Source organism: Mesorhizobium sp. URHB0026 (genome assembly GCF_054059755.1).
In genome coordinates this window covers 3537717-3552218 of record NZ_JBSSCN010000001.1, presented here as the reverse complement: position 1 = coordinate 3552218, position 14502 = coordinate 3537717, and the positions used below count along the sequence as shown (strand labels likewise).

Below are 14502 nucleotides of genomic sequence, written 5' to 3'. Positions count from 1 at the left end.
CCCCTTCCGCATTGACCTTGCCTCGACTTCCGCTAGGCTCTGCCCCGAAGCGGTCGCACAAGAGCCGCAATGACAAAATCGTTGGGAGAGACGCGGCATGATCCTGACACTGGCGCTGCTTGCGGGTCTGGTTGTGGCCTGGTTGCTGATCGGCGTGATAGAAAAATTCCGCCTGGGCCTGCGCTTCACCCAGGCGCTGCTCTACGCACCGTTCAAGCTCGCCTACCGGATCAGCGACAATCGCATCAAAATCGCTCGCAAGGCGCAGGTGCCGGTCATCTATGTCATCTCGCACCAGTCGCGCTTCGAGCCGGCGATGATGCTGTCGCTGCTGCCCGACGACACGCTGCATATACTCGACGGGGTCTCGGCCCGTTCGCCTTGGCTCGAACCCTGGCGCGAACTCGGCCGCACCATTGCCTTCAACGCCGAACATGTCTTCGTCAGCCGCCGACTGGTGCGCGTGCTGAAGGGCAAGGGCCGGCTGGCCGTTTATCTGCCGGACGCGGTCGAGCCCGACGTCAAGACGTTTCGGCTGTTTCGCGCGGTCACCCGCATCGCCATGCAGGCCGACGCCCGCATCGTGCCGATCTTCGTCGCCGGCGCCCGCAACCTGCCGGTGTCGCTGACGCCGGCGGACAAGGCACCGCGTCACTGGTTTCCACGGCTGTCGGTCAGTGTCCTGGAGCCGATGACGATCGCCGAACTGGTGGCGCGCAATCCGGACCAGGCTTCCAACACCAATGCGCTGTTCGACCGCGTCGCGGAGGCCCGCCTTTTTGGCACCGACCTCGACCGCGGCCTGTTCCTGGCCATGCGTGACGCCGCAACCAGAGTCGGCGCTTCGCATCCGATCATCGAGGACGTCATTTCCGGGGCGCTGAGCTACCGCAAGATGTTCATCGGCGCGCGGGTGCTGGGCAGGCGCTTCGAGGCGGTGACGGCGCCGGGCGAAGCTGTGGGGGTGATGCTGCCCAACGCCAACGGCGTCGTGCTGTCGCTCGTCGGCCTGCTCTCGGCGGGCCGTGTGGCGGCGATGATCAACTACACGGCCGGGCCGGCAAGCGTCACCGCGGCTGTCCGCACCGCTGTCATCCGCACCGTTGTCTCTTCACGTGCCTTCGTCGAGAAGGCCGATCTCGCCGATATCGTCGCTGCGGTCGAAAAGGGCGGCGCCAGGCTGCTGTGGCTGGAAGATGTACGCGAAAGCGTCACCACGCTGGACAAGCTTGCAGCCGCCTTGCTGTGGCGCCTGGCGCTGCAGCGGCAGGACGCGGCCAAGCCCGGCGTGATCCTGTTCACCTCCGGCTCCGAAGGTACGCCGAAGGCCGTTGTTCTGTCTCAAAAGAACCTCCTCGCCAATGCCATGCAGGCCGAGGCGCGGATCACCATTTCGCCGGCGGACATCCTGCTCAACGTGCTGCCAGTGTTCCATTCGTTCGGCCTGACAGGCGGCACCATCCTGCCGCTTGTCACCGGGGTAAAGCTGTTCCTCTATCCCTCGCCTCTCCACTACAAGCTCATACCCGAGATCGCGCGCAAGGTGAAACCGACCATCATGTTCGGCACCGACACGTTCCTCGCCAACTATGCGCGCACCGCCAAGGACGGGGATTTCTCCAGTCTGCGCTTCGTCGTCGCCGGCGCCGAGGCGGTGAAGCCGGATACTCGCCGCGTCTATCGCGAACGCTTCCAGGCCGAGATCATCGAGGGCTTCGGACTGACCGAGGCGGCGCCCGTGGTTGCCGTCAACACCGCGATCCACGGCCGCGACGGCACGGTCGGCCGGCTTCTGCCGGCCATTCGCATGAAACTGGAGCCGGTCGAAGGGATCAACGATGCCGGCCAGTTGTGGCTCGACGGGCCTAACATGATGATGGGCTACATGACCGCGGACCGCCCCGGCGAGCTACAGCCGCTGACCGGCTGGCACGACACCGGCGATATCGTCGCCGTCGACCGCGAAGGCTTCATCAGCATTCGCGGTCGCGCCAAGCGCTTCGCCAAGATCGCTGGCGAGATGGTGTCGCTGGGCGCGGTCGAGATGCTGGTGCAGTCGCTTTGGCCGGAAGAACGCCATGCGGCGGTGGCGGTGCCGGACAAGAGGCGGGGCGAGCGCATCGTGCTGGTCACCACCGCCGACGATGCCAGTGCCGAGGAGTTGCGACAGTTCGGCAAAAAGGCTGGCGCGGCCGAACTGATGGTGCCCAACGACATCGTAAAGGTCGAGGAGATCCCGGTACTCGGCTCCGGCAAGACCGACTATGTCTCGACGCGCAAGCTGGCGATCGACCGGCTTGGGCTTGGCGTGGCTGCCTAAGTCGGATCAGGGACTTCGGCCGACTTTCTAACCTATGTCCGAAGGCGGCACCTTCTCGCCTTCCAGTTTGGCACGCTTGGAGTAGGCGCGCACGCTGAATGGGAGAAAGACCAGGTAGCCCGCGACCGATGCCGTCAGCGTGTACCAGGGATAGGTCATCAGCAAGAGAATGTAGAGGACGACGGCGAGGATGATCGGCAGCACCCTGTCCCCGGGAATCTTGACGCTCTTGCCTGAATAGACCGGCAAGCGGCTTACCAGCAGGAAGGCCACCAGGATGGTGAAGCCGGTTGCGACGAAGGCGGCCGGACGGCTAGGCTCCAGCCCAAGCCGCAGGAAATAGAGATAAAGCGGCAGCATGACCAGCACGGCGCCTGCAGGCGCCGGCACACCGACGAAATATTCACTCTGCCATATGGGACGTTCGGCCTTCTCGTCGTCGAGCACGTTGAAGCGGGCAAGCCTGAGCCCGCAAGCGATGGCGAACAGAAGCGCCGCGATCCAGCCCGGCGAGCCGGCTCTATCGAGCAGGAAGGCATAGAGCACCAATGCCGGCGCGACGCCGAAATTGACGATGTCGGCCAGCGAATCCATCTGCGCGCCGAATTTGGACGTCGCCTTCAGCATGCGCGCAAGGCGCCCGTCTATTCCGTCGAGGAAGGCGGCGAGCAGCACCATCACCACCGCGGTCTCAAAACGGTTTTCGAAGGCGAAGCGGATGCCGGACAGGCCGGCGCAGATGGCAAGCACGGTGACCAGGTTGGGCAGCACCATGCGCATCGGTATCTCGCGGATACGCGGACCGCCGCTGGCATGGGCCTCGAATTTTTTATACTGCGTGCCCACCGTCAGGAAATCCGCACGAGGGGCGTGCCGGCGACACCGCCGAATTCGGCGAGCACGGTTTCGCCGCCGACCGCCGTCTGGCCAACGGCAACGCGCGGCGTGGCTGTCAAGGGCAGGAACACGTCGACGCGCGAGCCGAAACGGATCAGGCCGAAACGCTCGCCGGTGCCGATCGAAGCGCCGGCCTCGGTCCAGCAGACAATGCGGCGCGCCACCAGGCCGGCGATCTGGACTGCGGCCACCGTGCCGTTGGGGCTCTCTATGACAAGGCCGTTGCGCTCGTTTTCCGTGCTCGCCTTGTCCAGTTCGGCATTGAGAAATTTTCCCGGCCGATGTTCGATCCTGGCGATGCGGCCGCGCACCGGAGAGCGGTTCACGTGGCAGGAAAAGACGTTCATGAACACGGAGATGCGGGTCATCTCGACATTGCCGAGGCCAAGCTCGCGCGGTGGCACGGCAGGTCCCACCGCCGAGACGATGCCATCGGCGGGGCTTACCACCAGGCGGTCGTCAACAGGCGTGACGCGCTCGGGGTCACGGAAGAAATAAACGCACCAGGCGGTCAGGATCAGGCCGATCCAGAACAGGATCGAGGAGAAATAGCCGAGGAAAAGCGTCGCCGCGCCAAACGCCGCGATGAAGGGGTAGCCTTCGCGATGGATCGGTACGAATGCGTTCTTGACCGTGTCGACAAGGCTCATGGGCTGGGGGCGGTCCCTGTTTCAGGTCCGGCCTCAATAGCCGAAACACCCCCTGCCCGCAACGCGACAATCGCCGGCGCGGATGAACAGGCACGGATCGCCTATGACCGGGGATGGCCCTATGCTCGGTGTTCGTGAAGTCGAGACGAATTGCATGCCTGTGCCATAGCTGCCGAAGCTGTCCTTTGACTGCGCCGAGCCGCCAGAAAGGCCGAGAAACCTATCTGCGCCGACGCCGCCCTCGCGCAGACCGGCACCTTCGGCGTCAACGTGAGCCGATGGAGTGCTCTTCCCGCACGAAAATACACCGGCCCGCTGTCGGGAGACTTTCATCTCGCCCGTCCTTGGGGAGAAGCGCCTCATCGCCAAGGGCCGATGACGCGCGCAACGGAGGCTCCTGATCATGCGAACACCATCCGCCAACAAACCGCATATCGTCACGGAAGGCCTCGCCTTCGGCGAATCGCCGCGCTGGCATGACGGGCGCCTGTGGGTCTGCAATTGGGGAACCGGCGAGATTATTGCCGTCAATGCGCACGGGGGCAGCGAGGTCATGCTCACGGTTTCGGCTGTCCTGCCCTACTCCATCGACTGGCTACCGGATGGTCGTCTGCTGGTTGTCTCAGGCCGCGAGGGCTTGCTGTTGCGGCAGGATGGCGATGGCTCGCTGGTCACCCACGCCGATCTGCGTGGCTTGTCGAAAAGCCCATGGAACGAGATCGTCGTCGATGGGCGCGGCAACATCTACGTCAATGGCGGCGGGCCGGCGCCGGCGGCCGGCCAGCATTTCGGTCCCGGCACCATCGTGCTGGTCACACCGGATGGCGCGATCAGGCAAGTGGCGGACACTATCGCCTTCGCCAACGGCATGGCGTTGACCCCGGACAACGAGACGCTGATCATTGCCGAATCCCATGCCAGCCGGCTGACCGCGTTTGACGTTGCCGCCGACGGTTCCTTGTCCAACAGACGCATTTGGGCCGAGCTCGACGGATATCCCGACGGCATCTGCCTCGATGCCGACGGGGCGGTCTGGTATGCCGATGTTCCCAACAAGCACTGCGTGCGGGTGCGCGAAGGCGGTGACGTCTTGCAGACCGTCACCGCCGATCGCGGCTGCTTTGCCTGCATGCTGGGCGGTGCGAACAGGAAAACGCTGTTCATCACCGCCGCCGAGTGGCGCGGCTTCGAGCATATGACAAGCGACGCCCGCACCGGCCAGGTGCTCGGCGTCGAAGCGCCGGCGCCGGGCGTGGGCTGGCCTGGCTAGAGTCCGGCCACGCGCTGATAATTGGCGATATCAGCTCGCACTCCGAGCCGGGCGATCGTCTCCTGCGGGTTGAAGGCCATGCGCTCGTGCGCCGCCCTGACGATCGGCACCACATTGTCGACGGCAGCCTGGCTTTCCCATTCGACGATCGTGACGAGGTTGAACTCGCCCGGTCCTGAGAATTGCTCGAGCAGAAAGTCTTGGACGAAGCCTTGCTGCAGACGCAGCAACTCATGCGTCATCTTCACCTTTGCGAGGATCTCGTCGCGGGCATTGGCGGGCACCACGAACTTGTCGACCCTGAACACGCTGCCGCCGCTAACATCCTGATTCGTAGTGCTCATATCCATTTGATTCCGTCCTCGACGATGCTGTTTTGCGACTCTCGGGCGACGGTCTACAATCTCAACCCAAGTTGAGGTCAAGAGGTTTCTTGAGCTACGACATCTCCGATGTGCGCCGGCGCACGACGACACCCAGTTCGTCGCTTTCGCGGGCAATGCGCAGCCGCTCCTCGGCTTCGGTCGCCTCGCGCTGGCGGTCCCACATCGAGGCATAGAGGCCGTGCTTTCGCATCAGGTCGACATGGGTGCCGCGCTCGGCTATCTGACCGTCCTTCAGCACGATGATTTCGTCGGCGGCAATCACCGTCGACAGGCGGTGAGCGATGACGATGGTGGTGCGGCCCTTGCTGACGAGGTCGAGCGCGGCCTGGATCTCCTGCTCTGTATGACTGTCCAGTGCGGAAGTCGCTTCGTCGAGCATCAGGATCGGCGGTGCCTTCAGGATGGTGCGGGCGATCGCCACGCGCTGCTTCTCGCCGCCGGAAAGTTTCAGCCCGCGCTCGCCGACCATCGACTTGTAGCCGTCGGGCAGCTTCTCGATAAACGGCCCGATCTGGGCGAGTTCGGCGGCCTTGCGCACCTCTTCCTCGCCCGCGCCGACACGGCCGTAGCGGATGTTGTAGGCGATGGTGTCGTTGAACAGCACCGTGTCCTGCGGCACCATGCCGAGCACCGCGCGCAGGCTGTCCTGCGTCACGTCCCTCACGTCCTGGCCGTCGATCAGAACCTGGCCACCCTGCACGTCGTAGAAGCGGAACAGCAACCGCGAGATGGTCGACTTGCCCGCACCCGACGGCCCGACAATGGCAACGGTCTTGCCGGCCGGCACCTCGAAGGAGACGCCCTTCAGGATCTTGCGGTTCGGATCATAGGAAAAGTGGACGTCGCGGAACTCGACCTTGCCGGCGCTGACGGCCAGCGGCTTGGCGTTGGGCTTGTCGACGATCTCCTGCGGCACGTCGAGGAGGTCGAACATGTGCTCGATGTCGGTGAGGCCCTGGCGGATTTCGCGATAGATAAAGCCGATGAAATTGAGCGGCACGGAAAGCTGTACCAGCATGGCATTGATGAAAACGAAATCGCCGACGCTCTGGGTGCCGGCCTGCACCTCCAGCGCCGACATGCACATGACGACGACCGTGCCGACGCCGAAGATGAAGCCCTGGCCGAAGTTCAGCCAGCCGAGCGAGGTCCAGGTTTTGGTTGCGGCGACCTCGTAACGCGCCATCGAACGGTCGAAGCGCTCGGCCTCCATGCGCTCATTGGTGAAATACTTGACCGTTTCGAAGTTGAGCAGCGAGTCGATCGCCTTGGTATTGGCGTCGGTGTCGCTGTCATTCATGTCGCGGCGGATCGAGATGCGCCAATCGCTGGCCTTTACCGTGAACCAGACGTAGAGGCAGACGGTGACCGCCACCACGGCCACATATTTCCAGCCATAGGTGAAGCCGAATATGCCGGCGGTCAGCCCGAATTCGAGGATCGTCGGCGCGGTGTTGAGCATGATGAAGCGGACGATCGTCTCGATGCCCTTGGTGCCGCGCTCGATGATGCGCGACAGGCCGCCGGTGCGGCGCTCCAGGTGGAAGCGTAGCGACAGCTGATGCATGTGCACGAAGGTGCGGAAGGCAAGCTGGCGAACCGCATGCTGGCCGACCCGGGCAAACAGCGCATCGCGGAGCTGGTTGAAGCCGAGCTGGACGAGCCTCAGCACATTATAGGCAATGACCAGCATCACCGGGGCAAGCATGAACGATGGCAGCGGCGGTGGCGTTTTGAAGCCGCCCGCCAGCGCATCGGTCGCCCATTTGAAGAAATAGGGACCGGCGACCAGCGTCACCTTGGCGACGACAAGCAGCAGCGTCGCCCACGTCACCCGTGCCCTGAGATCGGCGCGGTCGGCCGGCCACATATAGGGCCAGAGATTGCGCAGTGTCGTGAGTGTGGATGTGTCGGCGGAGACGGTTTTTTCGGCCACTTTTCTTGCCTTTAGGTGAGAGGGTCAGCGGCCGGAGCAGCAGGAATTGATGAGCGCGGCCAGCGATGCCGACACGTCGGCCAGTGCCGCGCGATCGACCGCATAGCGCGATCGCTGACGGGCGGGCTCGAACCGGACAAGGCCCGCCTCGACCAGTATTTTCAGATGCTGGGAGATCGTCGACTGGGCCAGAGCGAAACGGTCGACGACCTCACGGCAGCAGCAGGAATTGCTGGCCGACAGATGCCTCAGTATCTCGATCCGCGCCGGATGCGAAAGTGCAGCGAACCGCGCCGCGACAGCACGGCTGTCCGGCATGCAGCCAGGCAGTGCCGAGGCGGCATGGTCTGGTAAGGGAACGCATTCTGTCATCGTTCATCGGCGATAGACGATGAACGATGACAGGGCAAGCTAGGCCGATGGGTAGATTGCCGGAATTGCCGGTCTATCCCTATTCCGTCTTCATCGGCGCGGTCGTCGCCTGCTCGCCCATGGCCTTGAGGTCGGCGGCTTCGCCTTCCTTCGACTTTTCCGGAACCTTGAACACCTGCCCCGGCCAGATGCGGTTCGGATTCCTGATCTGGTCCTGGTTGGCGAGGTATATGGTGGAGTAGCGCATGCCGTGACCATAGACGCGCCGCGAGATCCGCCACAGTGTATCGTTGCGCCGAATGATGACCGCGCTGTCGGCATGTTCGAGCTTGGGCGACACGATTTCGGGCACGTCGCTCGGCGGCGTGGCTGCCGCGACCTTAGCCGGGGCCTCGGTGGCTGGCGCGGCGGGAGCCGGCGCGGTCTCGCCCGGAGCAGCGGCGGCAACAGCGGGCGCCGCGGCCTTGGCCTCGGCGGGCTTGGTCTCGGCGGGGGCAACGGCGGCGACCGCCTCGCCCGGCTCGCGCTCGAAGGGCACTGCGGCGCGGGCCACCACCTTCACGCCGTCGGCGTCGAGGCCGTCAACATGGATGGTATAGCTGCCGACCGGAATATCGCGCGTCGCCTCGACCAGGAAATGGCCGTCCGACGAGGTCTGCGCGTCGCCGAGCAGGATGTCGTTGGCGTAGGCGCGCACCTTGCGGCCTGGATCTGCGAGGCCGGCGACAAAGATCTTGTTGCCGTCGATCTCGACTGCCTCGACCACGATCTTTGGTTCGGCCACGGCTGCCGCGGGCGCGGCCGGTGCCGCCGGAGCAGGTTTTGCTGCAGCCACGGCTGGCGTGGCCGTCGCCGGCGCGGCGGGCGCTTCAGCAGCAGGAGCGGCAGCCTGGTCGCCGGTTGCCGGGGCTGGCTTTGGCTCAGATGCCGGAACGGTGAGCAGTTCGGCCGGCTTGCCCGGCTCCTCGACCATGGCCAGCACCTGGCCAGCCGCATTCGCCGGCACCGAGACGACTGCGGTCTGCGCCGAGGCGGTCACCACCGCGCCGACCGTCGAACGCAGGGCGATTGTATAGTCGCCGGGCTTCAGCGGATCTTCGAGCACGATGACAAAGGCACCATCGGGACCAGCAACCGTGGAGCCGATCACCGTCGCGCCGTTGAGAATTTCGACCTTCGAGTTGGGCGCCGCGTTGCCGGCAACGACGATCGAGCCGTTGCTCTCGACCCGCACGACATCGAAAGTCGGCGCGATCGGACCCGCCGTCGCGGGCGCCGCAGGCGCCGCCGCATCGGTTGCGGGCGGAGCCGCAGCGTCCGTTGCAGGTGCTGCCGGGGCCGTCGCCTGAGGTGCCGCGCCCGGCGCGGCCGGCACCGCCTGAGCCGGCAGGCGCCCTTCCGTGCCAGGATCGGCCGGCTTCGGCGCCGCGGGCGGCGTCAACGCCGCGACTTCCGCCGGCGGTGTGCGATGAAGATACGGGTCGAGTGCGCCCGATACATAGGCGGTTCCCGCGGCCGCGACGGTCCCACCCGCCGCGAACAAGAACGCCTTCAATGGATTGATTGCCATGTATTTCCCTGCCCCTTAGCCACCTAACGCCGGTCTAGCGTGTTTTGCCATGACCGACAAGAAAAAGCCCGGCCTTCTCAACCCTAGGGCTTGACCGCGCTTTCAGACCCAATCACCAATCATCGGCATGAACACGATTCGATCCGTTTGCGTCTATTGCGGCTCATCTCCGGGCCGCGATGAAATCTATGTCAAGGCCGGCCATCTGCTTGGACGCTCAATTGCAAGGGCAGGCCTGCGGCTGGTCTATGGCGGCGGCACCAAAGGCGTTATGGGCGCCGTCGCCGAAGGCGCGCTCAAGGCCGGCGGCAAGGTGACGGGCATCATTCCGCGCTTCCTCATCAACAAGGAAGCAACCGAAACCGCGCTTGACCGGCTCGACGAGTTGTCGATCACCGACAACATGCACGAGCGCAAACACAAGATGTTCGAGAAATCCGACGCCTTTGTGGCGCTGCCTGGTGGCATCGGCACAGTCGAGGAGATCGTGGAGATCATGACCTGGGCGCAGCTTGGCCATCACCGCAAACCGATCGTCTTCGGCAATGTCAACGGATTCTGGGATCCGATGACTGCGCTACTAGATCACATGGCGGCGGAAGGCTTCATTCATACCGCGCAGCGTGTGAAGCCGCTGGTCGTCAACGACCCCGAGGCAATCGTCGCCGCCATCATGGTCGCCGGCTCCTCGGTCGACGCGCCGACCGAGGGCGTCCAGTCGGTGATCGACAAGATGTAAAGTACGGGAATAGAGTAGTAGGTTGCAGTGTCGGAGCGTACACTTTCCCCTACTCCCTCCGAGCAGCCTGCCGCAGATCGGCGATCACCGCACGCTGGTCCTGCCGCCGCCAGGCGAGGTGGATGGAAACCATGCGGCCGAACCATGGCATGTCGCGGAACACGATGGAGGGCGGCGCGGCCGTGCGCAGGCTCGCCTGCACGGTGGCGAGACCAAGGCCGGCGCCGACAAGCCCGAGCGAGGTCAGCGGGTCCGCTGTTTCATAGGCAATGTCGGGCACGAAGCCAGCCTCGGCGCAAGCGGCGAGGAACTGGCCACGATTGGTGTCGTCGGGCTGCCGCACGACGGTGATCCAGACGCGGCCGTCGAGATGGCGCGGCTGGATATCAGCCACATCGGCGAGCGGATCGTCCTCAGGAATGGCAAGCACCAGCGGCTCGTGGCGCAGCGGCACGCTGACGATATCGGGATCGTCGGCCGCTGCCGGGGCATACGTCAAACCAAGATCGAGCGACCGTTGCCGAAGTCCCTCCATCTGCGCCGCCGAGCGAAGGCTTCTCAACTGCAGATGAAAATCCGGCCGGTCGCGGCGGAACTGACGCAGCATGCCGGCGACAAGCCCAGCATGGACCGCACCCTCGACATAGCCGATGGCAAGGCGCCCGACAGAACCGCTGGCCAGGTTGCGGCCAAGCTCCTCCAGCCGCCGCGCGTTCGACAGCAACGCACGGGCTTCGGTCAGGAAGGCGCGGCCCTCGGCATTGAGATGAACCCGTTGCTTTGCCCGCTCGAACAGAGTGACGCCAAGCTGTTGTTCCAGCTGCATGATCTGCCGACTGAGCGGCGATTGCGAAATATGCAGCAGCTCGGCGGCTCGACCCACATTGCCGGTTTCGGCGACGGTGACGAAATATCTGATCTGGCGCAGGTCGAACATTTTTGCCTCCGACGTTAAGCCCTTTTGGGTCTCAACTTTAGCCTAATCAGTCTTGGACAGTCTGACTATCCGGCGCGATATCTCCTGTGGTCAACCGCCGACAAACAGGAGATCGAAATGCAATTCCTTGCCCTTCTCACCCGCAACACCGAAAAGTTCACCGATGCCGATTTCGCACCCCTTCTGCCTGGCGAGGCCGAGCAGCGTCGCACCCTCTATGCCGAAGGCGCGGTGCGCCAGATCTGGAACCGCGGCGACATTCCCGGCAGCGGCATCATGTTCGAAGTCGGCAGCGATGCCGATGTGCGCGGCCATCTCGCCACCTTGCCCCTGGTCAAGGCCGGCATGATGGACATTGCCGCGATCGTACCACTCAATCCCTATCCGGGGTTTGGGCCGAAGCGCTGAGGCCGACGACCGCGACAATCGTGGTCGTCAGCCAGACCGCCAGGCCGACAAGCGCCTTCCATCTCATCAAGCCACGCGGCACGCTGGCGCTGCCGCTTGCCAAGGGCCGAACGAGCCTTCGACTGACGGCGATAAATCGCAATCGATGAAGGTGCAAATTGCATTCGACCGACTATCTCGGCCAACTGTTCGGCCTCGAAGGCAAGCATGCCTTCATCACCGGCGCCAGCCGTGGCCTGGGCCTCGCCTTCGCGGAGGCGCTTGCGAGCGCCGGCGCGCGCGTCACGATCGGCGGCCGCAAGGCCGACGATCTGAAAGCGGCCGCGGACAAGCTGCGCGCCGCGGGCCACTCGATCACGGAAGCGGTGATCGACGTGACCGACACGCAGTCGGTCGACTTGGCGATCGCAGCGGCGGAAACCGGCACCGCACCGATCGACATCCTGGTCAACAATGCCGGCATCCAGCGACGGGCGCCGTTGGAGACCTTCAGCGACGCCGACTGGGACGCGCTGATGGCACCAACCTGGACGGCGCGTTCAAGGTGAGCAGGGCCGTCGTAAAGGGCATGATCGCGCGCCAAAGGGGGTCGATCATCAATGTCTCCTCGGTGCAGAGCGTGCTCGCACGCCCCTCGATCGCGCCCTACGCGGCGAGCAAGGGCGCCATCACCATGCTGACCAAGTCGATGGCCGGCGAATGGGGCCAGTACGGCGTGCGCGTCAACGCCATCGCGCCGGGCTATTTCAAGACCGAGCTCAACGCCGCGCTGGTCGCCGACGAGACATTCTCCGCCTGGCTGACCGGCCGCACGCCGATGCGGCGCTGGGGCGAAGTGAGGGAACTCGCGGGCGCTGCCGTGTTCCTGGCGTCCGACGCCGCCAGTTTCGTGAGCGGACAGACGCTGCTGGTGGATGGCGGGATCACCTGCGTCCTTTAGGGCACGCCGTCACGAAACAGTCACACTAAATCCGGGATGCCATGCTAGAAATCGCGCTTGACCACCCCCGCGACCCCGACCGCATCAGAGACCGGCGAAGCCGCCATGAACATCGCCATCCCCTCCGAAGGCATTGACCTGTCGCCTTACCTGCCCGATGAGCACGGGCTGTTCTTCATCTACCACTTTACCACCGAAGGGGTTCGCACCAGGGATGCCGCCGCCGCGCATTGGACATGGCGCAGCTACCAGCTGTCCGACATGCGCGCCCGCCGCGAGATCGGCGCCGATCAGGCATTGCCGGCGCCGGTGCGCGAAGCTTTCCTGACCGCCAGCCATGGCTGCCACATCGACCTCGAGGATGACTGGCTCTATGGCGATCTGCCGGACCTGCGCCATGACTATTCGGCGGAAGCCGGCGGGCTTGGTCATTTCCGCTTCGCCCTCAACGACACGATGCTTGTCGGCGCCCGCAAGCAACCGCTGCAATCGGTCGACAACATCCGCAAGGCGATCGAAAACGGATCGCGCAAGTTCCGCTCGCCGGCCGAGTTGATCGAGGCTGTCGTCGGCCAGTCGTTCGACGGAATGGCGGCGGAACTCGCGGCACTCAGCGACAGTCTCGATGGCATCGAGGACCGTATCGTCTGCGACGCATGGCACAATGAGCGGCAGGCGTTGGTCGATGCACGACGGCACTTGGTGGTCATCCACCGACAGATGGCGACGCTGACCAATCTGTTTCGCCATCTCGACCATTCGCACCGCAACGACCTGCCGGATTCGATCAACGACATGGCGGCCCGGCTTTCGCATCGCGCCCAGACGCTGCACTATGACGGCGAGCAGTTGCAGGCGCGCACGCGGCTGCTGCAGGACGAACTGATGGCCAAGCTGACGACGCAGTCTAACAGGCTGCTTTATGTGCTCTCGGTGATGACGGCGGTGCTGTTGCCGATGACCATCATCTCAGGCCTGTTCGGCATGAATGTCGGTGGTTTGCCGCTGGTCAACACCCCATTGGGTTTTTGGGTGGTCACGGCCGTGTCGCTGCTGATCGCGGGCGTGACCTATCTTTTCGTCAGGCGGCTCGGACAGATGTAGCCCGGCGCGCCGTCGCCAGCATGGACCAGGAATAGACCGCAAGGGCCGCCCAGATAAGGGCAAAGGCGACGGCCTGCGTAGTGCCGAACGGCTCGTCGAAGATCAGCACGGCAATCAGAAACACCATGGTCGGCGCTATGTACTGCATGATGCCGATGGTCGAGAGGCGCAGCAGCTTGGCGCCGAAGGCGAACAGCAGCAGCGGCACGGCCGTCACCGGCCCGCAGCCGATGAGCAGCGCGGTGTCGGTGCCATTGCTGGAGACGAAATGGTCCTGTCCGGTGGCGATCAGGAAGACGATATAGCCCAGCGCCGGTACCGACAGCAAAAGCACTTCGAGCAGGAAACCCTGGCTGGGGCCGATCGGCAACGTCTTGCGGAAGAAGCCGTAGGCGGCGAAGGAAAACGCCAATGCCAGCGACACCCAGGGCAGCTTGCCGCCGTCGACGGTCAGCACGGCGACGGCGACCGCGGCAAGCACCACCGCCGCGATCTGCAACCGGTCGAGCCGCTCGCCGAGCAGCAGCGCGCCGACCACGACGTTTACCAGTGGGTTGATATAATAGCCGAGCGCTGTCTCGACGGTGCGGTCGACGGCGATCGCCCAGACATAGATGCCCCAGTTGACCGAGATCAGTGCCGCCGTCAGCGCCGCCATGGCGATGGTGCGGGGCGAGCGGATCGCCACCTTGAAGTCGGCCGTGCGGCCGGTCCAGACCAGGACCGCCGCGGCAATCGGCACCGACCAGACGATGCGGTGTGCAATCACTTCGGCAAGCGGCAGATGCGCCACTGCCTTCATGTAGAAGGGCAGCAACCCCCACAAGAGATAAGCACCAAGCGCCAGGAGGAAGCCGCGGCGGGCCTTTCCATCTGCATCGGGGGTAATTGCTTCAGTGGCCATGGCCCAACGCTATGACCCAGTAATCTTGGCAAGACCATCGCAAAGTTCTGATGGATCAATGGACTTTCG

General features: G+C 64.3%; 13 protein-coding genes and 1 pseudogene. 6 read left to right on the top strand and 8 right to left on the bottom strand.

Annotated features, from left to right (window positions below):
- Positions 1-97: 97 nt before the first annotated feature.
- A complete protein-coding gene (locus tag ACVWWD_RS17295) occupies positions 98-2320 on the top strand; it encodes an AMP-binding protein (protein ID WP_457103213.1) in 2223 nt (740 codons plus the stop codon).
- A gap of 27 nt (positions 2321-2347) precedes the next feature.
- Here ACVWWD_RS17295 and pssA read toward each other — a convergent pair whose 3' ends face one another.
- Positions 2348-3166, bottom strand: coding sequence for a CDP-diacylglycerol--serine O-phosphatidyltransferase (pssA, locus tag ACVWWD_RS17290; RefSeq protein WP_023773368.1), 819 nt, complete (start codon positions 3164-3166; stop codon positions 2348-2350).
- A gap of 2 nt (positions 3167-3168) precedes the next feature.
- Entirely contained in the window at positions 3169-3867 is a 699-nt protein-coding gene (locus tag ACVWWD_RS17285; protein WP_015318533.1) for a phosphatidylserine decarboxylase, read from the bottom strand.
- A gap of 403 nt (positions 3868-4270) precedes the next feature.
- Between ACVWWD_RS17285 and ACVWWD_RS17280 the strand changes: the two genes are divergently transcribed.
- Positions 4271-5137, top strand: a complete 867-nt coding sequence (locus tag ACVWWD_RS17280; protein WP_352546629.1) for an SMP-30/gluconolactonase/LRE family protein — start codon at positions 4271-4273, stop codon at positions 5135-5137.
- Here the strand turns inward: ACVWWD_RS17280 and ACVWWD_RS17275 are convergent.
- From ACVWWD_RS17275 to ACVWWD_RS17260, 4 genes are all read right to left on the bottom strand, one after another.
- Positions 5134-5481, bottom strand: coding sequence for a hypothetical protein (locus tag ACVWWD_RS17275; RefSeq protein WP_023782871.1), 348 nt, complete (start codon positions 5479-5481; stop codon positions 5134-5136). The two genes, ACVWWD_RS17280 and ACVWWD_RS17275, sit on opposite strands and share 4 nt — an antisense overlap.
- 94 nt (positions 5482-5575) lie before the next feature.
- The gene (locus tag ACVWWD_RS17270; protein ID WP_352546630.1) at positions 5576-7459 is read right to left on the bottom strand and encodes an ABCB family ABC transporter ATP-binding protein/permease; all 1884 of its coding nucleotides are present in this window, start codon (positions 7457-7459) and stop codon (positions 5576-5578) included.
- Positions 7460-7483: 24 nt separating this feature from the next.
- Positions 7484-7831 (bottom strand): ArsR/SmtB family transcription factor, encoded by a 348-nt coding sequence (locus ACVWWD_RS17265; protein ID WP_457103212.1) that lies wholly within the window; start codon positions 7829-7831, stop codon positions 7484-7486.
- Positions 7832-7910: 79 nt separating this feature from the next.
- Positions 7911-9401 (bottom strand): LysM peptidoglycan-binding domain-containing protein, encoded by a 1491-nt coding sequence (locus tag ACVWWD_RS17260; protein ID WP_457103211.1) that lies wholly within the window; start codon positions 9399-9401, stop codon positions 7911-7913.
- A 127-nt stretch (positions 9402-9528) separates the two neighbouring features.
- Here ACVWWD_RS17260 and ACVWWD_RS17255 point away from each other — a divergent pair, with 127 nt between their 5' ends.
- Positions 9529-10140 (top strand): LOG family protein, encoded by a 612-nt coding sequence (locus tag ACVWWD_RS17255; protein WP_352546633.1) that lies wholly within the window; start codon positions 9529-9531, stop codon positions 10138-10140.
- A 49-nt stretch (positions 10141-10189) separates the two neighbouring features.
- Here ACVWWD_RS17255 and ACVWWD_RS17250 read toward each other — a convergent pair whose 3' ends face one another.
- Positions 10190-11077 carry a LysR family transcriptional regulator gene (locus ACVWWD_RS17250; protein ID WP_023794874.1) on the bottom strand — a complete coding sequence of 296 codons (888 nt, stop codon included), beginning with the start codon at positions 11075-11077 and terminating at the stop codon, positions 10190-10192.
- Positions 11078-11194: 117 nt separating this feature from the next.
- Between ACVWWD_RS17250 and ACVWWD_RS17245 the strand changes: the two genes are divergently transcribed.
- The 3 genes and pseudogenes from ACVWWD_RS17245 (at position 11195) to ACVWWD_RS17235 (ending at position 13529) form a co-directional block, all read left to right on the top strand.
- Positions 11195-11485, top strand: coding sequence for a muconolactone Delta-isomerase family protein (locus ACVWWD_RS17245; RefSeq protein ID WP_023771667.1), 291 nt, complete (start codon positions 11195-11197; stop codon positions 11483-11485).
- A gap of 158 nt (positions 11486-11643) precedes the next feature.
- Positions 11644-12425 (top strand): annotated as a pseudogene (locus ACVWWD_RS17240) (glucose 1-dehydrogenase).
- Positions 12426-12530: 105 nt separating this feature from the next.
- Complete coding sequence (locus ACVWWD_RS17235; RefSeq protein WP_457103635.1) at positions 12531-13529, top strand: transporter; 999 nt, start codon at positions 12531-12533, stop codon at positions 13527-13529.
- On the opposite strand, the gene rarD is transcribed toward ACVWWD_RS17235, so the two are convergent.
- Positions 13507-14433, bottom strand: coding sequence for an EamA family transporter RarD (gene rarD, locus ACVWWD_RS17230; RefSeq protein ID WP_352546634.1), 927 nt, complete (start codon positions 14431-14433; stop codon positions 13507-13509). The genes ACVWWD_RS17235 and rarD overlap by 23 nt on opposite strands.
- Positions 14434-14502 lie beyond the last annotated feature (69 nt).